Here is a 20,632-nt window from a genome sequence, read left to right as displayed (position 1 = left end):
GGACGACTCATGACGACAGTGGCCGTGCAGAGGCAGGCGCAGCGGCGCCGCTCGCCTCTCGTCGGGTACCTGCTGCGGCGGGCCGGGACCTCCCTGCTCCTGTTGGTGGGCGTGACCATCGTCACGTTCGCGCTCACCAACCTGGTGCCGGGAGACCCGGTCTCGGCCGCGCTCGGCGAGGGCGCGTCGCAGAACCCCGCGACGCGCGAGGCGTTCATCACGGCGAACGGTCTCGACCAGCCACTGTTCGTGCAGTACTTCATCTATATGGGGAACCTGCTCCGCGGGGACCTCGGCACGTCGCTGGTGACCGGACGCCCGGTCACCAGCGACCTCGCCACCGCCGTGCCCGCGACGATCGAGATCGCGATCAGCGCGATCATCGTCAGCCTCGCGGTCAGCATCGTGCTCGGCACGCTCGCGGCCTACCGTCGCGGACTCGTCACCGACCAGGTCATCCGCGTCGTCACGCTCGTCGGGCTCAGCGTCCCGACCTTCTGGCTCGCGCTGGTCAGCTTCTACGTGTTCTTCCTGGAGCTGCGCATCGCGCCGGGCTCCGGACGCATCTCGCCGTCGATCACCCCGCCGCCGCGCGTGACCGGGCTCTACACGGTCGACTACCTCCTCAACGGCGACGCGGTGGGCTTCTTCGACGCCCTCGCGCACCTCGCGCTGCCGGTCATGGTGCTCTCGCTCGTGACCATCGGTCTGCTGACCCGCTTCATCCGCACCTCGGTGCTCGAGGTCCTCGGCAGCGACTACGTGCGCGCAGCCCGTGCCAAGGGCCTGCCGGCCATGCGCGTCATCCTCGACTACGTGCTCCGGGGCGCCTCGCTGCCGATCCTGACGGTGGTCGGCGTGGCCTTCGGAGCCCTGCTCTCCGGAACGGTGCTCGTCGAGTCGGTGTTCGCCTGGCCGGGGCTGGGCACGTACGCCTACAACTCCGCCGCCAATCTCGACCTGCCCGGCATCATGGGTGTCGGTCTTGTGGTCGGTGTCATCTACCTCCTCATCAACTTCATCGTGGACCTGCTCTACGGCGTGCTCGACCCGAGAGTGAGGATCGCATGAGCCGCATCGCCGCAGCGACCCCCGCCGGACGCTTCCGCTTCCGCTGGCCGCGTGCCTGGCGCACCCCGCTCGGCATCATCGGCACCGTCATCGCCGGGGCGTGGATCATCGTCGCCTTCACCGCGCAGTGGTGGGTGCCGTATCCGCCGAACGCGCAGGTGCTCCCTCGTCTGCAGGCGCCGGGCATCGACACGATCCTCGGTACCGACGGCAACGGCCGCGACATCTTCTCCCGGTTGATGACGGGCGCGACGGTGAGCCTGCCGCTCGCGCTCATGCTCGTGATCGCCGCCCTGATCATCGGGACGCTCGTGGGCGCGGTCGCCGGCTACTTCGGGCGCGCGGTCGACGAGACGCTCATGCGCATCACCGACCTCTTCATGGCGTTCCCGACCGTGATCCTCGCGATGGTGGTCGCGGCCTCGCTCGGCCCCTCGCTGTTCAACGCCGTCATCGCCGCGATCGTGGTCTCGTGGCCGCAGTACGCCCGCGTCACCCGCAGCATCGTGCTCGGTCTCCGCGGACAGAACTACGTGATCGCGGGCCGCCTGCTCGGACACTCGCCGGTGCGCACCCTGTTCGTCGACATCCTCCCGAACATCGCCGGCCCGGTCCTGGTGCTCGCGACACTCGACATCGGCGCGGCGATCCTGCTGCTCTCCGGCCTCTCCTTCCTCGGCCTGGGGGCGCAGCCGCCGACGGCGGAGTGGGGCTCCATGATCTCCGGTGCGATGCAGAACTTCGACGCCTGGTGGCTCGGAGTCTTCCCCGGTCTCGCGATCCTCACGGTGGTGCTCGCGTTCAACTTCCTCGGAGACGCGATGCGCGACGTGCTCGACCCGACCGCCGAGATCGCCCACGAGAAGCAGGCGGAGCACACGGCTTCCGCGACGGGGGTGCCCGCATGACCGCGCACAGCACGGCGACGCTGAGCATCCGCGACCTCACGATCGACATCGGCCGTCCGCTGGTCAAGGGCGTGTCCCTGGAACTCGAACCGGGGCGCATCCACGGCCTCGCGGGGGAGTCCGGCTCCGGCAAGACGCTCACCTCCCTCGCCGTGCTCGGCCTGCTGCCGCGACAGGCGAAGACCGGCGGCTCGATCCTGCTCGCGGGGGAGGAGCTCGTCGGTCGCAACCGCCGGGGGCTCAACCGCATCCGCGGGAAGCGCATCGCGATGGTCTTCCAGGATCCGTCGGCCTCGCTGCACCCGCAGCTTCCGGTCGGTCGGCAGCTCACCGATCACATGCGCGTGCATCTCGGGCTCAAGGGCGCCGCTGCGCGCGAGCGGGCGGTGGAGCTGCTCCAGACCGTGCAGGTGCCGAATCCGGCCGAGGCGTTGAAGCGGTATCCGCACCAGTTCTCCGGCGGGCAGCGGCAGCGCATCGCGATCGCGTGCGCCCTCGCGTGCGATCCGGAGGTGCTGCTCGCGGACGAGCCGACGACCGCCCTCGACGTGACGGTGCAGGCCGGCATCCTGAAGCTGCTGCGCGACCTCGCGATCGAGCGGAACCTCGCCGTCCTGCTCGTGACCCACGACCTGGGCGTGATGAGCGCGATCGCCGACACGGTCGCCGTCATGAAGGACGGTCGCATCGTGGAGCTCGCCGACCGGGAGACGCTGTTCCGCGCCCCGCAGCACGAGTACACGCGCATGCTGCTCGCGGCCCTGCCGGGGTCGCGCATCGATGAGAGCCCGGAGGAGGCCGCGGATGAGTGAGGTCAGCGTCCTCGACGCGCGCGACGTGGTGGTGCGGTATCCGGGCACCCCGCCCGTGATCGCGGTGAACGGCGTCTCGCTGAGTGTCGCGGCGGGAGAGACGGTCGCCCTCGTGGGCGAGTCCGGCAGCGGCAAGTCGAGCCTGGCCCGCGCTGTCGTCGGCATCGAGAAGACCGCCGGCGGGACGGTGTCGTTCCGCGGAGCCCCCGTCGCGCCGCTGGGGATCCGTCGTCGTGACACGGCGCTCACGGGCATCCAGATGGTCTTCCAGGACCCGGCGACCTCGCTGAACCCGCGCCGGCGGATCGGCGACCAGATCTCCGACGGCATCGCGACCGCCCGCGCGCGCGGTGCCGCCGGCTCCACCGTGGAGGAGTGGCTGGAGCGGGTCGGACTGCCCGCTGAGGTGCGCACCCGCTTCCCGCATCAGTTCTCCGGCGGCCAGAAGCAGCGCATCGCGATCGCCCGAGCGCTCGCCGCGCGGCCCTCGCTGCTCGTCGCCGATGAGCCGATCTCCGCGCTCGACGCGTCCACCCAGACGAGTGTCGCGGGGCTCATGCGCGACCTCGTGGCCGAGTCCGGCGCCGGGATGCTCTTCATCTCCCACGACCTCGCCGTCGTGCGCCGCATCGCCGACCGCACGTTCGTGATGTTCGGCGGGAGGGTGCTCGAATCAGGGCCGACCGCTGAACTCTGGGCGGCGCCGCGGCACCCCTACACGCAGGCGCTGCTCGCCGCGATCCCGGAGCCCGACGGCACCGGCCGCATCCCCGATGCCCCCTCCGCCGACGACCGCGCGGTCTGGGCCGAGGTGCCTCCCGTCGCCTACTGAGGCCGGGCACGGCGAGCTGCCGTCATGCTCCGTCAGGAGACTCGTTCGAGATGCGTCGGGCCCGATCGAGGTCTTCGGCCCGGAGGAGCTTCGACGCCTGAAGGATCTCGACGCCGAGAAGGTGCCCGTCGGCGTCGAAATCGAGGATGATCTCCCCGGCGCCGCGCGGGTTGCGTATCTCCGGTACCTGCGCGGCGGATTCGCCCGCGTGGAGCTCACGTCCGACCGGGAGGTACGCAGCATCCGCTTCGGGGTCATATCTGAGGTGCATCAACGGCCTCCGCTCGTTCCTCCGCCACCGGTCCTGGTGACGGCGAAGGGCCGGAGCATGCACCCCGGCCCTTCGCGTGTCTCGTGCGATCAGAGCGGCGCGACGATGTCCTGCTTCACGTCCCACTCGGTGATCTCGAGCGCGACGTCGACCGACTGCCCCTGGACGGTCGCGGAGCTGGTCGAGGCGAGGTTGACGTAGTCCTCGGTGACCTCGAACACGACCTCGACGGGCGTGCCCGCCTGCTCGACGGTGCCGCTGACGAGGTAGACCTTCTGGCCGAGGCGCTCGCCGGTGCCGGTCACGGTGAAGTCACCCGTGATGGCCTTCGCCGTCTCGGCGGGGTCCATCGCGGTGACGTCCTTCGCGGTGGTGCTGAGGCCCGCGATGATCGGGTCGCTCGACGACGGGTCGGCGGTCTGCCAGTCGCTCGACGGCGACTTCACCCAGACGTCGTCGCCGATCGCGACGATCGAGCCCATCGGGGAGAGCGACTCCAGCGCCTTCTCGGACGGGTTGAAGCGCGTGGTGGACTCCATGCCCATCACGACGGTCTTGGCGGCGTAGCCGGCAGTGTCGGTCATGGCCTCGGCGATGCAGGCGCCGAGGGCAGAGCCGTCGACGGTGGCGCCGTCGGTGAGCTCGGGGCAGTCGGTGGACGGCGCTTCGGCCTCCTGCGACGCGGCCCCGCTCGGCTTCGACTCGGCCGGCTTGTCCGACGCTCCCGCCGAGCATCCGGTGAGCATGACGGCGGCGGCGAGCACGACGCCGACCCCCCACTTGTTGACGCGCATGGCGCCCCCCTCCAGGTCACGTGCCGATGACCGTCACCAGGCACGCCCTCCAGCATGCCAAGGACCGAGCGGATGTGCGGGAGGCGGTTCCGAGGAAACTCCGCTAGACTGTCGAGGTTGTCTGCCTTGCGGCGTCCATTCGGGATTCCACGGGCGGGCACGTGCACACACCCTCCTGCTCCCGGGAAAGCCCCGAGAGCCGTTCTAGTCCGAAGGAGGTGGGTAAGTGACGCACCAGTACGAACTCATGGTCATTCTGACCCCCGAGATCGACGAGCGCCAGGTCGCCCCGACGCTCGACAAGTTCCTGAAGGTCATCACCAACGATGGTGGCTCTATCGAGAACGTCGACATCTGGGGCAAGCGCCGTCTCGCCTACGAGATCCAGAAGAAGACCGAGGGCATCTACGCCGTCGTCAACTTCACCGCGACCAGCGCCGCCACGCAGGAGCTCGATCGTCAGCTCAAGCTGAACGAGCAGATCATGCGCACCAAGGTGCTCCGCGCTGAAGAGGCTCAGGCGATGATCGCTTCCGAGGCCAAGCGCTCCGAAGAGAAGGCTGCCCGCAAGGCCGCCAAGGCTGCGAAGGCCTAAGTCTCATGGCCGGCGAAACCGTCATCACCGTGGTGGGCAACCTCACCGCCGACCCCGAGCTGCGCTACACGCAGAACGGGCTGCCGGTGGCGAACTTCACCATCGCATCGACGCCTCGCAACTTCGACCGTGCCGCGAACGAGTGGAAGGACGGCGAAGCGCTGTTCCTCCGCGCCTCGGTGTGGCGTGAGTTCGCCGAGCACGTGGCGGGCTCGCTCACCAAGGGCATGCGCGTGATCGCGCAGGGTCGCCTGCGCCAGCGTTCCTACCAGGACCGCGAGGGCAACCAGCGCACCGCGATCGAGCTGGAGGTCGACGAGATCGGCCCCTCGCTGCGGTACGCGACCGCGCAGGTCACCCGTGCGGCCTCGGGCGGTGGCGGCGGGGGACAGTCCCGTCCCGCGCAGCAGCAGCAGGTGTCGGAGGAGCCGTGGTCCACGCCCGGCTCGTCGACCAGCGCCGACGCCTGGAGCACTCCGGGCAGCTTCGGCGACGACACCCCCTTCTGAAAACACTTCTTCACGGGTGGGTCCCTGAGCTTGTCGAAGGGCCGCACCCCGCTCATCACTAAGGAAAAACTATGGCTGGAAAGTCGAGCGGCGACCGCCGCAAGCCGCGGAAGGGTGGCAAGCCCACCGCTCCCGCGAAGTCCATCCGGGTCGGTGTCATCGATTACAAGGATGTCGCCACCCTTCGCAAGTTCGTCTCGGAGCGCGGCAAGATCCGCGCCCGTCGTATCACCGGTGTCTCGGTGCAGGAGCAGCGTCTGATCGCCACGGCGATCAAGAACGCGCGCGAAATGGCGCTCCTGCCCTACGCTGGCGCCGGCCGGTAAGGGGTATCGAGATGGCAAAGCTGATTCTCACGAACGAGGTCGCCGGGCTCGGTAGCGCCGGTGACGTGGTCGAGGTCAAGAACGGGTACGCCCGCAACTTCCTCATCCCGCAGGGCTTCGCTACGGCGTGGACCCGCGGTGGCGAAAAGCAGGTCGCATCGATCCAGGCCGCGCGTCAGGCTCGCGCGATCCACGACCGCGACGAGGCTGTGGCCCTGAAGAACACCCTCGAGGGCACCAAGGTGCGTCTCGCGGTGAAGGCCGGCAAGGAAGGCCGTCTGTTCGGCTCGGTGAAGACCGCCGACGTCGCAGAGGCCGTCACGGCTGCGGGCCTCGGCTCGATCGACAAGCGCAAGGTGCACATCACCTCGCCCATCAAGGCGACCGGTGAGCACGAGGCGACCGTGCGTCTGCACGAGGACGTCACTGCCGTCATCACGCTGCAGGTCGTCGCCGCCAAGTAAGGCACCCGACGGGCCCTGCCTGTCGAACAGAACGCCCCCTGTCCTCCGGGACAGGGGGCGTTCGTGCATCCGGACGCGGGTCAGACGAGGGCGTCGCTCTCCGACACGGACGCCGGCTCAGTGAGCCGGTTCCTCCGCCGCCGGTGCGCGATGAGCGCCCACACGAACGCGGCGATGCCCAGGGTGAACACCGCGCCGCCGACGAGGAGTGGGACGTTCAGCGGCGCGGCGTCGTCGGCCGCGGCGGTGAGGGTGCATCCCGGGGCGTCCGCGTCGAACACCGACCCGGCCGCGATGCAGTCGTTGAGACCGGTGACCTGCTGCCCGTAGGCCTGCCCGGGGCGGACCGATGTCGTCCCGTCCGCCGAGACCTCGCAGGGGTTGTCCTCCGCGCACGCCTCGCCGCCGTCGTTGTGGGAGCTGTTGATGCCGACGACCGTCTTCCCGTCGCCCGCGACGAGCGCGGCACCCGACGTTCCCGGGTACGTCTCGCACGTCTTCTCCGTCGCCATCCGCAGCGAATCGTGCAGTTCATAGCCCTCTTCGCGCAGGGTGGGGACGATGGCCTCGATGGTGCAGGTCAGGGGTTCGGTGGTCATCAGGCGGACGCTGTCGCCGACCCTGGGCGATGCCGCGGCGAGACGGAGGACGGTCGCGCCGCGCGCTTCGAGCTCGGCGAAGGAGGCATCCAGGCGGTACACGGCGGCATCGGTGCCCGTCATCGTGCCGAAGAGGAGACGGTCGAGGCCCGCAGTCGTGAGTCCGTACCCCTGCGCGTCCGCGAAGGACACCTCGCCGTCCGCCGGACGGTTCTGGAGGAACTCGCCGCGCCGCGGGATATCCCGAGTCTGTTCCACGGCCGGAATGCAGTGACCGTTCGTCAGCAGGAGTGCCGGGTCGTCACGGCGGGAGTTCGCAGCCATCACGAGCGACGACTCGCATTCGCCCAGCGCCGGGTAGCCTCCCAGTCCGAGGTCGACCTCGTCGTCCGGGATGGTGGCGTGGTCCCGCATGATCGTGCGGATCCACTCCGCGTGCCGAGTGACGTCCGTGTAGAGCCCTGCCGCCTTGTCGTTGTCCTGCTCCGGTCCGCTGAGCACGCCGGCCAGCGCCCACCCCGCCCCTTCACGGACCAGGAGGGGGCCGCCGGAGTCGGCATTGCCGGCCTTCGCCACGCCGCCGCCCACGCAGAGCTCCCCGTCGGAGGCGTTCGGGCACGTCTTCGGATCGAGGACGTCGACGTCGGCCTCCTGCAACATCGACGGGTAGACCGCGGGCGATGTCGCCGCCGTGTTCCCCCAGCCGAGGATCCGTCCGTTCGTCCCCACCGCAGGGGAGGCTCCGGCGACGGGGATCGGCGTCTGGTCCACAGCCTCGTCGAACCGCAGGAGCATGAGGTCCTTGCCGAAGAAGCCCTCCCGGGACTTCGGGAGCTGGAAGAACCGGCTGACCGTCGCCACCTCTCCGCCGCGGGTGACGTCGGCCGAGCCGAACTGCACCGTCCAGCCGATCGGCAAGCCGACCTGGGCGAAGTTGTTCTTGCGACAGTGCGAGGCGGTGAGCCCCCAGTGCGGATCGATGAGGGTGACGCCGCAGCCGTTCCCTCCCGCGCCGGGCGGCGTTGGGAAGCCCGGCTTGTAGGCGCCCATGAAGGGATAGCTCTCCGTCGCGTCGCTGCCGTCACTGATCGCGAGTGCGGGCGCGGCGCCGGCGAGGACGAGGAGAGCGGCGAGGACGCCGGCGACGAGGTATCTGATGCGTGTCATGCGAAGGACCGTACGGACACGACCGTTTCGGAAGTGTCGGCGGATTCGCATACGCTCTCGCAACATCCGGTGGGGTGGGCTGGTGTCATGACCGCAGCGACGACATCGCGCGCGCCCTGGGGCGATGCCGCGAAGGGGCTGCTGATCGTCCTCGTGGTGTTCTGGCACGTCGTGCTGAAGACCTACCTGCAGGTCGACTGGCGGCTCGGCATCCCCCTTCCCGGAGCCTGGGGTCTCGCGAGCGACCTCATCTGGCCGTTCCTCATGCCGCTGTTCCTGTTCCTGTCCGGATATTTCGCCTCCGCAGCGTTGGCTCGACCGTGGGCGGCCGTGCTCCGTCCGCGCGTGGCCCGCTTCCTCTACCTCTATCTGCTGTGGAGCCTCATCCATGCCGCCGCGATGTGGGCGCTCCCCGACTTCCCGACGTTCATACCGCGGAGTGTCTCCGCGTTCGTGGAGGGGGTGACGATCAGCCCGCCGAACACCTGGTACCTCTACGCGCTCGCGCTGTACTTCGTCGTCGCCAAGGGTCTGCAGCGACTGCCGCGCGGCGTGATGCTGGCGGGTTCCGGAGTCCTCTCGGTGGCGGTGGCCGCCGGGTTGGTCGATGTGGTGAGCAACCGCGGATCGCTCCTCTACAACCTCTTCTTCTTCCTCGGAGGTGCGTACCTCGCGCCGCGCATCCGTCGCTTCACCGCTCGTCCGCGACCCGCACTCGCCGGGGCCCTGACCGTCGGGTACCTCGCCGCCTACGCCGTCATGCGCGTGACGGGTACGGAGACCGTTCCCGGGGTGTGGCCGGCGGTGTCCGTCCTCGGGGTGGCGATGGGACTCGCCGTCGCCCCGATCCTCGCGGGCCTCCCTCTGGTCGGGCGGGGCCTGCAGGCGCTCGGCGTCCGGACCCTGCCGATCTACCTCCTGCACATGCCGCTGCTCGCGCTCGCCGACGCCGCGCTCGTGGGAGTGCTGTCCGACGCGGGGCAGGCGGTGCAGCTGCTCGCGGCCGTCCTGCTCCCGGTCGTGCTGACGGCAGCTCTCGTCGCCGCGTGCATCGGCCTCGATCGCCTCACCGCTCGCGATGGACTCGCCTGGCTGTGGGATCTGCCTCGTCGGCGGGCCGCGGTCGACGGCGCGCCTCGCAGAGTCCCCTGGCGGACCCCGGTCGCGGTGCTGGCACTGCTGGGGGTCGGCCTCGCCGTCAGCGCGGCAGCGGCGATTCCCGCCCGGCGGGCCGCGACCGCCGACCGCGCCGCCACCAACGAGGGCGAGGTCAGCATCGGCGCCGTCGGCGACATCCTGCTGTACGACGCGTCGCGCGGGATCCCGGTGGATCGCGGACGATCGACCTTCGACGCCGTGCGCCCGTGGTTCACCGAGGACATCGTCACCGGCAACCTGGAGCAGGTGATCGCGGCGGACACCGGCGTCGACAAGTGCGGCGGGAGCGACCACTGCCTCGCGTTCCGCAGCGAGCCGGATGCCGCTGCGGCGCTGCGCGGCTTCGACGTGCTCAATCAGGCGAACAACCACAGTCACGACTTCGGCCGGGAGGGCGTCGACGAGACGAGGGCCGTTCTGCGCGCGGAGGGCATGGACGCCGTCGGGGACCGGAACGAGGTCGTCGTGACGAGGGTGGGGGAGACCACCGTGGCCCTGGTCGGCTTCGCGCCGTACGGGGGATTCAACCGGGTCACCGACCTCCGTCACGTCGGTCAGGTGGTGCGCGCGGCGGCGGAGCAGGCCGATCTCGTCGTCGTCCACGCGCACATGGGTGCCGAGGGACCGGAGGCCGACGCGATCACCGGGGGGACCGAGCACAGCTTCGGGGAGAACCGGGGCGATCCGCAGGCGTTCGCGCATGCGGCCGTCGACGCCGGAGCTGATCTGGTGGTCGGGCACGGCCCGCACGTCCTCCGAGGTGCGGAGTTCTATCGGGGCCGGCTCATCGCGTACAGCCTGGGCAACTTCGCGGGAGGGGGCGTCTTCGGAGCCGAGGAGGAGACCCGCTTCGGCGCCTACCTGTCGGTCCAGCTCCGTGCGGACGGCACCTTTCTCGGCGGACAGGTCCGCTCCATCCGCCTCGAGGCCGAAGGTGGCGCCCCGTCGCCCGATCCGACCGGTCGCGCGGCCGCGCTGATGGACGAGCGGGGGAGGCGGGACTTCCCCGGCACTGCCGCCGTCATCGAGGCCGACGGCTCGATCGTCGTGCCGTGAGGATAGGCTGCTGGCCATGACGGACGACGTTCGCAATGTGCACGAGGCCCTGTCCACCATCCACGAGCATTGGCAGCCGCACCGGCTGACGAGCGTCAACGACTACGACGTCAAGGTCGTGAAGCTGCAGGGCGAGTTCGTCTGGCACACGCATCCCGAGACCGACGAGCTGTTCTTCGTGGTGAGCGGACGCCTGACGATCCAGCTCCGCGACCGCGACGTCATCCTGAACCCGAACGACGTGTTCGTGGTGCCCCGGGGCGTCGAGCACTGCCCGAAAGCCGAGGAAGAGGTGCATGCGATCCTCTTCGAGCCGAAGGGCACGGTCAACACCGGAGACGCAGGCGGCGACATGACGGCGGATCTCCAGGAGCTCGGCTAAGCCCCATCACGTCCCGTGCGTCCGCAGAACGGGCGCACGGATGCCCCGCGGTGGGGGGACCACGGGGCATCCGCCGTTTGCGCGGCGGTCACGCTCGGCAGAGGAAGCGCAGCGAGGGCTGCACCGCACGGGCGGACGCTGCCGCGCACCGGCGGGGGCGAGGATCGTCCATTGAGTCAGTCCTCGACCACCAGGCGGCGATCCCGAGTATCGGTAGGGTCGCGGTTGGTGCCCCGGCGGCTCTGACTTGCAGCAACAGATCGCCTTGGACGTTGCGATTGATGGCATCCAGGGTTGCGCGGCCAGGCGGACCGACCCCCGCCGCGCGCCCGTGAGCAGTATCGCGAGCTCAAGGCTTATAGGTGACGTGTACGTCGATCTCGCGGCCGAGTTCGAGTTCGATGCGTTTGGCGAGGCTGCGGCCTTCTCTCTCCCATGCGTCGCGGTGTTTCTCCAACTCGTCTTCTGGCATGCTCGAGTACAGAAACTCTTCCCAACGGGTGTTCCATGCGAGGAGCTCCTGTACGAGACCATCCGAGAGCCCTGAATCTTCGGGATCGAGGTCACCTGCCTCGAGACCTGGTGTCTCCTCCCAAACGGGGAGGATGTTTCCGTAGTCCGGCGATAGGCGCAGAAGGCGTCGAGACATCTTGGTGTCCTTTCGTTGGCGGGCTACTAGCGGACCAAGTTGATTCCTGAGCACTGTCGACCAGGGTTCGCGGTGATGATTCTCTGACCTGTTTTTCCGAGGAACAGCCGGACATTAGTCTGATAGACCTTCTGCCCAGTCTTCTTGTTGTAGACGAAAACTGTCCGGGAGTAACAGAAGTTGGGACCGCTGGCGACGACTCGGTCGGGGTCGTAGAGCATCCAGGCGATGGACCAGTCGGCCATGTCGCGCCACTGCACCCCCACCCGTCCGCCAACGTTGGTCCACTCCCCTTGATGGCGCGCCTGAACATGCCGAAAGCCATAGTCCCTGGCCGTTCCGCACCGGAGGGTCGCGACGGAACCAGAGAAACTGTTCCTCAGTCGCTTGCGATCGTAGCTTTTGACGTATTGCTCGTTCTTGTCGAAGAGGCCGCAGCCGCGCCAGTTAGTGGGTGCGGGCGATTTCGGGGGGATGAAACCGAACGTTGTAATGCCCCCGCCGCCTTCTGTCACCTCTTGTGCATCGGCGGGGGTGAGTTCTTCCGTGGTGACGAGGAACTCTCCCGTCTCGTTCTCGATGACGAGGGTTTCCGGGGGTGCTTCCGGCTCGGTTCCGTCGGGATCTCCTTCCAGGAGTTCGTCTTGGCTGTCGTCGATGGGCTCGATGTGCTCGGATTCCTCAGTCTCATCAGCGGGGAGTATGCGTGAGGGCACCGTGGCGTATCCGAGCATGTAGAGCTTGAGTTCCATGGGAGAGGCGGAAAGGTTCCGGACCTGTATGGTGCCGTCGCTGCCGACCATTATGGGTGTGAACATGGAGTTCCAGTGGGTTGACGCGCTCTCGAGCATGGTCGCGTCGGGTTCGTCCAGATCGCTCGGCCACGCGCGGATCGAAGCGCCTTGTGTGGTGGTGCTACGGATGCTCACGTTGGCGACCACGGCATCGAGCCCGTCCGCAAACGACGGCATCCCGTACAGCCCTTCAACCGGAACCGTGACGGCTTCCCCGGCGGAGATCACGGTCGCGGGCACTGGGTAGAGGTCGCCAGCCTGCTCATGAAGTTCTCGCCCCTCGTCCATGGCCGGCATGGGTGTGGTGGTGAAGCTCCACGCACCGGTGGAGCGGAGAGTGGATTGTCCGAGGTGGCCATCCCAACCCGCGTCGCGCACGTAGGCGCGCCAGTAGTACTTCGTACCGGGCTTCAGCGTCCCATCGGGAACCCGATGAACAGCCGAGGTCGTTTCCGGTGATGTGTAGAAGGGTGTTCCGTTAGGGTCGGTGAAAATCCGGTAGGAGTATCGCAAGCTGGAACCGGTGACGGCAGTTGCTGTGGATCTGAAGGTGGGGGTCAGCGTCACACCGGTGGCGCCGTTTGTGGGCGACCCGCCTGTGCCGGTCACGAATGTGGGGTTGACGTGGGCGTGATACTTGACCCAGAGGTCGGTGGTGACGCGTTTGTGACTATAGACGGTGCCCTCGGCGCCGCTGATCATGAAGGCCACGTTGGTGGCTGACACCTTGCCGAAGCGGCTGGCGATGTAGGTGGGAAACGTAGTTCCGTTGGTCTGTGTCGTCCCGGCGCCCAGGGAATAGGAATCGAGCAGGGTGCTGTACCCGCCATACTCCCACGCTGTGCCAACGCGCACATTGCCGGAGTGGGTGGCGGTAGACCCAACTCCGGCGTAGGTGATGCCGAGGTCTGATGCTTCGATGAACTTTCCGACGGAGGCGCCGCCTGCGAAGTTGACGACGGCACGCCAGTAGCGGTCGCCCTCAGGCTGTTTTGTGTTTCCGATGTGCTGCTGGCCGAGATACTGACCGCCGTCGGACTTGTACGAGTTCTGGTTCGCGATCGTGCCCACCACTTCGGGATCGATGTAGACGGGGAACACCCGGTCGGCATCCTGTATCCAGGACTCCTCGATGGAGACGCGGTAGAACCAGTTCTCGTTCGAGCTGCGCAGCAGCGCGGCATCCAAGACGACTTCCTCGCGAGGGGTTGCAGTGCCGTCGGAGGCGGAGTCCCAGGCGATGGGCGTCGGGCTGGACATCACGACCGCCCCATCAGCGTCCACGAACTCGAGAACATCCTCTTCGGTCAGTGCGGGCGTCAAGTTTCCTGGGTCGATGCGCCAGGTCCACGAGTGCTTACCTGCAGCGGGCGCGGCGTGGAGCACCAGTGCTTCTTTCACGGACCCGGGAGTGATTGTGTACTCAAGGTCAGCATAGGGAAGCACATCACGATAAGCGAGGGAGCTGAAGTCGTCCGACGGCCACACCGGCGCCTCGGGGGAACCCTCGTCTGCTCCGACGAGAGACATGGCGACCTCGTGGCCGTCACGTGTCACGGTGACCGTGTTCTGGCCGTCGGCTGTGGGAGCGAACTCGGGGGCAAGCGGGTGCTGTTCGACAGTCCACCCATCGTTATCCCCAGACAAGCTCGGGTCCACATCAACCCACTTTCCGTCGACGCGCACGTTGAGAGGGTCGACGGAGAACTGAGCCACCTCACTCCCAGCGCTATCGACATAGCGGGTCTCGAACTCCGAACGTGACACCACATCAAGGTCATTGCGGTCAACATTCTCGACCGCAGGTACCGGCGGATCCTCGGGTGCGGGAGTGCTCGTGCTGTCCGCGGGCACCTGAGCAGCCGCCGACTCGAACGGAACGATCGCACTCACCAGGAGAACGCTCGAGAGAACTAGGGAGGACACGATTACACGCGTAGAACTCACCAGAGCTCCTTCGACAGACAGGGGTCTGCGAAACGGTTCGCGGACTCATCAGACGATGAGACCGGCGACACCCGCCGGGCTACCGAATGCTATCGAGGCGCCAACGAGCAACGCAATAGACGGCGTCGAACGTTCAACGGCCGTCAGCCTGTTGACGGCGTCGACAGTCGCTGCGGGGTATACAAGGTTCTCAGTAATGGATGGGACTCCGAGGACCCGCGCGTCATCGGGGCTCTCCTAGGAAGAGCTTGAAGAACCCACCTCGATTTTGAAGAAGCCTCGGATGGGGAGTGGAGTGTCGAGCCGAGCGGGATCGTCGTTCCGTTCCGCTCTGGCGCCATCCGTTTCCATGACCCGGATGACGTCCTGGGTATCGAGTATCGACTCGTGGAGGAGAAGCCGGACTAGACGGACGTAGGTGCCGGGCGGATAGCGGCTGCTATCGGCGTTTCATCGAGGACGACCTGACGAAGCTGCGCCTCGTCGAACGGGCGCACGGATGCCCCGCGGTGGGGGGACCACGGGGCATCCGCCGTTTGCGCGGCGGTCACGCTCGGCAGAGGAAGCGCAGCGAGGGCTGCACCGCACGGGCGGACGCTGCCGCGCACCGGCGGGGGCGAGTCTCCTCCCCCGAGGACATCGCCACCGCCGGGGCTCAGCGCCTACGCCGCGTGACGGCGCAGCAGGCCCGCACCTCCCAGCAGCAGGAGAGCGGCGAGGGCCCACAGCCACGGGGCCGAGGCGCCACCGGTCATCGCGAGGCCGGTGGCCTCACCCGTCGCGGCGGCACCCGCAGCCCACGGCATGCTGGTCATGCCGGCTCCGGTGCTCGGCGTCGTCCCCGGGTTCGCTCCGGGGTCGGTTCCGGGGTCGGTGCCCGGGTCGGTGCCGGGGTCGGTGCCGGGGTCCGTTCCGGGATCGGTGCCCGGATCCGTGCCCGGGTCCGTTCCGGGGTTCGTGCCGGGATCGGTCACCGTGCTCTCGCCGACGACGGAGATCGCGTTCCCGCCGATCGTGATGGGAAGCGTCACCGGGAGCTCCAGCTGAGTCCCGCCGAGGATGCTGTCGTCGCCGCCGGTGGTGCTGCCTCCGGTCGCGGGTGCGTTCGGGGACGTAGTGCCGCCGGTGGTGCCGGTGACGGTGGCGTCGTCGGTGACGGAGATGGCGTTGCCGGTGACGCCGATGGGGGCGGTCACGGGTGCGACCACCTGGGTGCCGCCGAGGGTGCTGTCGTCGCCGCCGGTGGTGCTTCCTCCGGTCGCGGGTGCGGTCGGGGACGTGGCGCCGCCGGTGGTGCCGGTGACGGTGGCGTCGTCGGTGACGGAGATGGCGTTGCCGGTGACGCCGATGGGGGCGGTCACGGGCGCGACCATCTGGGTGCCGCCGAGGATGCTGTCGTCACCGCCGGTGGTGCTGCCTCCGGTCGCGGGTGCGGTCGGGGCCGTGGCGCCGCCGGTGGTGCCGGTGGCCTCGCTGTCGCCGAGGAGCGAGATGGCGTTGCCGCCGACGGTGACGGGGGCCGTCACCGGGGCGACGACCTGGGTGCCGCTCGCGGTGCCGTCCTCGCCCGAGGTGCTCGACCCGGCCGCGGGCGCAGCCGGTGCCGGGCTGGTGCCGCCGGAGGTGCCGGTGGCCTCGCTGTCGCCGAGGAGCGAGATGGCGTTGCCGCCGACGGTGACAGGCGCCGTCACGGGTGCCACGGCCTGCGTGCCCCCGAGGATGCTGTCGTCACCGCCGGTGGTGCTCCCGCCGGCCGCGGGTGCGGTCGGGGCCGCGGTGCCGCCGGAGGTGCCGGTGGCCTCGCTGTCGCCGAGGAGCGAGATGGCGTTGCCGCTCACCGTGACGGGGGCCGTCACCGGGGCGACGACCTGGGTGCCGCTCGCGGTGCCGTCCTCGCCCGAGGTGCTCGACCCGGTCGCCGGGGCAGGCGCCGGTGCTGCGGCGCTCTCTCCCTCAGCGGCCGACTCGGAGTCACCGAGCAGCGAGATGGCGTTGTCGGACACGGTCACCGGGGCGTTGACCGCCACCAGAGCCTGCGTGCCCGAGAGCACGCCATCCAGGCCGTCCGTGTCGAGGGAGAGCACCCCGGCCGCGTCAGGGGCCTGGGGAGCCGCGCTCTGGGGAGGAGCGGCGGCCGGGGTGCTGGTCGTGGAGTCTTCGGTGAGGCTGATCGCGTTGTCCGTCACCGTGACGGGGAGGTTCACGGTCACCACGGCTTGGGTGCCGGATGCGGTGCCCTCCTCGCCGCTCGTCTGCGGAGCGGGGGCGGACGCCGGTGCGGGAGCCGGAGCAGGGGCGGGAGCCGGGGCCGGAGCCGGCGCGGTGGATGCCGCGTCGCCGAGCACGGAGATCGCGTTGTCGACGACCGTGATCGGGGCGGTGATGGGCGCTACTGCCTGGGTGCCGGAGAGGAAGCCGTCGTCTCCGGATGTCTCGGCCGCATTGGCGGCCGTCGCGCCGAGCAGGGTGATCCCGCCGGCGATGAGCGTGCCCCAGAGGACGCGCTTCGCGTAGGTACGCATGATGGTTCTCCTGACGTGACTGGTCTGTCTGATGGGATGCGCGCGAGGAAGTGCGCGCGCAGCACGGCATCTGTCATCCCGGTGGGATGACGCGACAGTCCGTCAGTCAGGCGAGACGTCGGTGTCGGCGACGGGTGCGCCCGGAAGGGCGTCGTCCCGTGCGCCGGCGGCCCGCTCCCAGGCACGGAGCGGGGTTGCGCCGATCTCGCTGAGGCGAGCGGGGGCGCTGGCGGAACCTCCGGCCGAGGTGGCGGAGGAAGAGGCGGGGGCGGTCGGAGCGGCCGGAGGAGCACCGAACGGCACCGGAGCGGTGTCACCGGCACCGGCGTCCGAGGAGTCGGGTGCGGAGACCGGACCTGCGAAGGAAGCCACGGTGCGGAGCACAGAGTCCTGGCCCGTGCTCGGCGAGGCCGACGGTGCGGGAGCAGGCTCGGGAAGCGCGGCGATGTCCTCGCGCACAGGGGGGACGCCCATGGGGACGGAGCCCTCCGGGGTCTGCGGTGCAGCCGGCTCATGTGGCGTGAGCACCTCGACGACCGGCGGAACGGTCTCTTCGACGACGCCGCCGATCAGGCTGGTCGTGCCGTCGACGACACCGACGACGTTCTCGACCAGGTCGATGGCGCCGGAGTCCACGACGATGCCGCCGACCAGCGGAAGGCCGCCGACGAGGTCGAGCACGGGCGCGGTGATCTGCGAGACCGGTGCAGAGCCGAGCACGTCGGTCACGGGCTCGACGACCGTCTCGGTGGTCTCGGCGACCGCCTCGAGCACCGGGGCCGCGGTGTCTCCGACGACGGGGACCTGCGTTACCGTCTCGGTCACCGTCTCGACGATGGCGGGAGCCGCCTCCTGCACAGGAGCGACGGTGTGGGTCACGACGGGAGCGACGACCTCGTGCACGACGGGGGCCACGACCTCCTGGACCACCGGCGTCGCCACCTGCTTCACCACCGGAGCCACGACGTTGTTCACGACCGGCTTCGTCACGGCGGTGACCGTCTCCGACACGACGGAGGTGAGGCCGTCGAGCGGACCCTTCGGCTCCTCGGCCGCATGCGCGGAGCCCCCACCGGTGAGGACGGTCAGGGCCGCCCAGGCGAGCACGCCGACGCCACCCCAGAGGACGGCGTGGGGTACGCCGCGTCGGGTGGTCCGAGCGTCCACGTGGTCCTCCCCCTCCGAAAGGTCTACGGGTGTGTCGATGGGAGGGAGAATACTCGCGCACCCCCTCTCTGTCCAGGGGCGTTTACATCCGATTCGTCTCGTGTCAGATCGTGACGCGCCCGGCGGATTTCCGGCTTGACTTTCCCCAGGTTCTACACATGCCCCCTCCGGAGGGGAAACCTTCAACGCGCAATTTAAACTCGTTTTCATCCACAGGCTGGGGAAACGATTTATGCCTGGTCGGCTGGCAGAAAAAACTTCGCTTTTCACACCGTCCACCGGGTTATCCACACCCGTTCTGCACAGACACTCCGAGATTGTCCGCACGCTGTCCACATGGTTATCCACAGGCCGTGTTGCACCGTGTGGAGACCGCTCATAGCGTGGTCGAGCGACCGAATGTCGGGGGCACCTGCTTGTCTGGGGATGGCCGCCGCGCGGCCGCGGTCCCCCGCGCCGGCATCCGCGGATGCGAGCGCGGGGCCCGCCTCAGAACCGTCGCATCGAAGGGAACACAGTGTCGATCGCCGACATCTCCGCGGAGCGCCTGGGAGGGCAGCGTCCGCCCGAGCGCACCCCTCCGCACGACCTCCTCGCCGAGCAGAGCGCCCTGGGCGGCATGCTCCTGTCGAAGGACGCCGTCGCCGATGTGATCGAGACGCTCAAGGGCGCCGACTTCTACATCCCGAAGCACGAGCTCATCTTCGAGGCCATCCTCTCCCTCTACTCCCACGGTGAGCCGACCGACGTCGTCGCTGTCACCGACGAGCTCATCAAGACCGGTGAGCTGAACAAGGCGGGCGGCGCGGACTACCTGCACACCCTTACGTCGATCGTCCCGACCGCGGCCAACGCCGGCTACTACGCGGGCATCGTCTCCGAGCGAGCGATCCTCCGCCGCCTCGTCGACGCCGGGACGCGCATCGTCCAGCTCGGCTACGACGGCCAGGGCGACGCGGCCGACATCGTCAACAACGCGCAGGCGGAGATCTACTCGGTCACCGGCTCGGAGACGGCCGAGGACTACGTGCCGCTCACGGTCGCGGTCGACGCCGCCGTCGAGGAGATCGAGGCCGCCAACGGCCGCGACGGCTCCATGACCGGCATCCCCACCGGCTTCCGCGAACTCGACGAGCTCACCAACGGCCTGCACGGCGGCCAGATGATCGTCGTCGCCGCGCGACCCGCGATGGGTAAGTCCACGCTCGCCCTCGACTTCGCCCGTGCGGCTTCGATCGGGCACGACTTCCCCTCGATCTTCTTCTCCCTCGAGATGGGAAAGAGCGAGATCGCGATGCGTCTGCTCAGCGCGGAGGGGGCGATCCCGCTGCAGAACATGCGCAAGGGAACGCTCGACCCGCGGGACTGGACGACGGTCGCCGCCACCCGCGGCCGCATCAACGACGCCCCGCTCTACATCGACGACAGCCCGAACATGACGCTCGTCGAGATCCGGGCGAAGTGCCGGCGGCTGAAGCAGCGCGCCGGTCTGCGGATGGTCATCATCGACTACCTCCAGCTCATGACCTCCGGCAAGCGCGTCGAGTCCCGTCAGCAGGAGGTCTCGGAGTTCTCGCGAAGCCTCAAGCTCATCGCCAAGGAGCTGCAGGTGCCGGTCATCGCGCTGTCGCAGCTGAACCGTGGTCCCGAGCAGCGACAGGACAAGAAGCCCGCCATCAGTGACCTGCGAGAGTCCGGATCGATCGAGCAGGACGCCGACATGGTCATCCTCCTGCACCGCGACTCGGTCTACGACAAGGACGTCCGTCCCGGCGAGGCCGACCTCATCGTGGCCAAGCACCGTAACGGTCCGACCGCGACGATCACCGTCGCCTTCCAGGGGCACTACTCCCGGTTCGCCGACATGGCGCCGGGTGGCGACTTCAACTGAAGTCCGGCGTCATCGTCCCGCGTCGGACACCGACTCCTCGCGGAGGCTGAGCCGGACGTGGCAGGAGTGCGCACTGGTGAACGGGATCACGCGTTCGATCTCCACGGGGCCGCCCGCTCTCGCCAGCACCGACTTCATGAGTTCCTCGTGCACCCGGCAGACCACCGTCTGGTCATCGGTCAGCAGTGTGTGGAAGCGGCAGGGGGAGAGGTCGACGGTCATCGCCTTCTCGTCGATGTCCGGCTGCAGGCCCACGTCGTCGAGGTGGTGGAACAGCGCGTCGAGCTGATGCGTCGCGGCCTCCGGGAGCCCGGATCGCGTCGCCGGGAGCACCGCGCGCATGAGGTCGCCGTGACGGATCGCCTCCTGGACCCGCCGTTCCTCGATCTCGTTCGGCTCGCTGGGCAGCACGGGGGAGAAGCGCAGCCGCGGTCTTCCGCGCCGACCGGTGTGCTCGACCTCGGACCGGGCGAGACCCTCACCCTCGAGCACGCGCAGGTGGTCGCGCAGCGTGTTCACGTGGAGGCCCATGCGGAGGGAGAGCTCGGCGAGGCCGATTCCCGGAGTGTCCATCAAGGCGGCGAGGACCCGCAGCCGACTGCTCTGCATGAGCCCGCGATAGGCGTCGGTGGGACGTGGCATGTTACCCATTATCCCCTGAACGCGGAGTGAGGCGCTGATTTCCACGGTCACCCGCCGCTGGGGGTGCGGACCGGCC

The 20,632-nt window shown here is 68.8% G+C and carries 19 protein-coding genes; 11 read left to right on the top strand and 8 right to left on the bottom strand.

The annotated features are described in order from the left end of the window. Positions 1 to 9: 9 nt before the first annotated feature. From RI211_RS16750 to RI211_RS16735, 4 genes are read left to right on the top strand one after another with little or no spacing between them, the layout of a single operon-like run. The gene (locus tag RI211_RS16750; RefSeq protein ID WP_187662750.1) at positions 10 to 1,071 is read left to right on the top strand and encodes an ABC transporter permease; all 1,062 of its coding nucleotides are present in this window, start codon (positions 10 to 12) and stop codon (positions 1,069 to 1,071) included. Beyond that, positions 1,068 to 1,979, top strand: coding sequence for an ABC transporter permease (locus tag RI211_RS16745; RefSeq protein WP_187662749.1), 912 nt, complete (start codon positions 1,068 to 1,070; stop codon positions 1,977 to 1,979). Before RI211_RS16750 ends, RI211_RS16745 begins: the two co-directional genes overlap by 4 nt. Next, a complete protein-coding gene (locus RI211_RS16740) occupies positions 1,976 to 2,791 on the top strand; it encodes an ABC transporter ATP-binding protein (RefSeq protein ID WP_187662748.1) in 816 nt (271 codons plus the stop codon). The genes RI211_RS16745 and RI211_RS16740 overlap by 4 nt, the downstream gene beginning before the upstream one ends. Then, positions 2,784 to 3,623, top strand: a complete 840-nt coding sequence (locus RI211_RS16735; RefSeq protein ID WP_259952709.1) for an ABC transporter ATP-binding protein — start codon at positions 2,784 to 2,786, stop codon at positions 3,621 to 3,623. Before RI211_RS16740 ends, RI211_RS16735 begins: the two co-directional genes overlap by 8 nt. A 22-nt stretch (positions 3,624 to 3,645) precedes the next feature. Here RI211_RS16735 and RI211_RS16730 read toward each other — a convergent pair whose 3' ends face one another. Both RI211_RS16730 and RI211_RS16725 read right to left on the bottom strand, forming a co-directional pair. Beyond that, positions 3,646 to 3,894, bottom strand: a complete 249-nt coding sequence (locus RI211_RS16730; protein WP_315636743.1) for a DUF2283 domain-containing protein — start codon at positions 3,892 to 3,894, stop codon at positions 3,646 to 3,648. Positions 3,895 to 3,983: 89 nt separating this feature from the next. After that, a complete protein-coding gene (locus tag RI211_RS16725) occupies positions 3,984 to 4,688 on the bottom strand; it encodes a hypothetical protein (protein ID WP_315636742.1) in 705 nt (234 codons plus the stop codon). Between the two features lie 226 nt (positions 4,689 to 4,914). Between RI211_RS16725 and rpsF the strand changes: the two genes are divergently transcribed. The 4 genes from rpsF (at position 4,915) to rplI (ending at position 6,582) form a co-directional block, all read left to right on the top strand. After that, positions 4,915 to 5,283: a 30S ribosomal protein S6 gene (gene rpsF, locus RI211_RS16720; protein WP_021201450.1), complete on the top strand. Its 369-nt coding sequence runs from the start codon at positions 4,915 to 4,917 to the stop codon at positions 5,281 to 5,283. A 5-nt stretch (positions 5,284 to 5,288) separates the two neighbouring features. After that, positions 5,289 to 5,792, top strand: coding sequence for a single-stranded DNA-binding protein (locus RI211_RS16715; RefSeq protein WP_025102815.1), 504 nt, complete (start codon positions 5,289 to 5,291; stop codon positions 5,790 to 5,792). Between the two features lie 71 nt (positions 5,793 to 5,863). Beyond that, on the top strand, positions 5,864 to 6,118 hold the full coding sequence (rpsR, locus tag RI211_RS16710; RefSeq protein WP_017829850.1) for a 30S ribosomal protein S18: 255 nt from the start codon (positions 5,864 to 5,866) through the stop codon (positions 6,116 to 6,118). A gap of 11 nt (positions 6,119 to 6,129) precedes the next feature. Continuing rightward, entirely contained in the window at positions 6,130 to 6,582 is a 453-nt protein-coding gene (rplI, locus tag RI211_RS16705) for a 50S ribosomal protein L9 (protein ID WP_187662744.1), read from the top strand. A gap of 80 nt (positions 6,583 to 6,662) precedes the next feature. Here the strand turns inward: rplI and RI211_RS16700 are convergent, their stop codons facing one another. Beyond that, complete coding sequence (locus RI211_RS16700) at positions 6,663 to 8,348, bottom strand: trypsin-like serine protease (protein WP_315636741.1); 1,686 nt, start codon at positions 8,346 to 8,348, stop codon at positions 6,663 to 6,665. Positions 8,349 to 8,435: 87 nt separating this feature from the next. Between RI211_RS16700 and RI211_RS16695 the strand changes: the two genes are divergently transcribed. Both RI211_RS16695 and RI211_RS16690 read left to right on the top strand, forming a co-directional pair. Further along, positions 8,436 to 10,562 carry a CapA family protein gene (locus tag RI211_RS16695; protein WP_315636740.1) on the top strand — a complete coding sequence of 709 codons (2,127 nt, stop codon included), beginning with the start codon at positions 8,436 to 8,438 and terminating at the stop codon, positions 10,560 to 10,562. Between the two features lie 16 nt (positions 10,563 to 10,578). Continuing rightward, positions 10,579 to 10,944: a cupin domain-containing protein gene (locus RI211_RS16690; protein WP_217583550.1), complete on the top strand. Its 366-nt coding sequence runs from the start codon at positions 10,579 to 10,581 to the stop codon at positions 10,942 to 10,944. A gap of 349 nt (positions 10,945 to 11,293) precedes the next feature. Here the strand turns inward: RI211_RS16690 and RI211_RS16685 are convergent, their stop codons facing one another. The 4 genes from RI211_RS16685 to RI211_RS16670 form a co-directional block, all read right to left on the bottom strand. Continuing rightward, entirely contained in the window at positions 11,294 to 11,593 is a 300-nt protein-coding gene (locus RI211_RS16685) for an immunity protein CdiI family protein (protein WP_144881674.1), read from the bottom strand. 26 nt (positions 11,594 to 11,619) lie between these two features. Continuing rightward, the gene (locus RI211_RS16680; RefSeq protein ID WP_315636739.1) at positions 11,620 to 14,280 is read right to left on the bottom strand and encodes a hypothetical protein; all 2,661 of its coding nucleotides are present in this window, start codon (positions 14,278 to 14,280) and stop codon (positions 11,620 to 11,622) included. Between the two features lie 716 nt (positions 14,281 to 14,996). Further along, on the bottom strand, positions 14,997 to 16,856 hold the full coding sequence (locus tag RI211_RS16675; protein WP_315714426.1) for a beta strand repeat-containing protein: 1,860 nt from the start codon (positions 16,854 to 16,856) through the stop codon (positions 14,997 to 14,999). 102 nt (positions 16,857 to 16,958) lie between these two features. Beyond that, positions 16,959 to 18,023, bottom strand: coding sequence for a hypothetical protein (locus RI211_RS16670; RefSeq protein WP_315636737.1), 1,065 nt, complete (start codon positions 18,021 to 18,023; stop codon positions 16,959 to 16,961). A 517-nt stretch (positions 18,024 to 18,540) separates the two neighbouring features. On the opposite strand from RI211_RS16670, the gene dnaB reads away from it, so the two are divergent. Next, positions 18,541 to 19,914 (top strand): replicative DNA helicase, encoded by a 1,374-nt coding sequence (gene dnaB / locus RI211_RS16665; protein ID WP_315636736.1) that lies wholly within the window; start codon positions 18,541 to 18,543, stop codon positions 19,912 to 19,914. 9 nt (positions 19,915 to 19,923) lie between these two features. On the opposite strand, the gene RI211_RS16660 is transcribed toward dnaB, so the two are convergent. Then, positions 19,924 to 20,556, bottom strand: coding sequence for a winged helix-turn-helix transcriptional regulator (locus RI211_RS16660; RefSeq protein WP_315636735.1), 633 nt, complete (start codon positions 20,554 to 20,556; stop codon positions 19,924 to 19,926). Positions 20,557 to 20,632 lie beyond the last annotated feature (76 nt).

The organism is Microbacterium meiriae, from assembly GCF_032364335.1.
GTDB classification, from domain to species: domain Bacteria; phylum Actinomycetota; class Actinomycetes; order Actinomycetales; family Microbacteriaceae; genus Microbacterium; species Microbacterium meiriae.
This window is presented reverse-complemented; position numbering and strand designations above follow the sequence as displayed.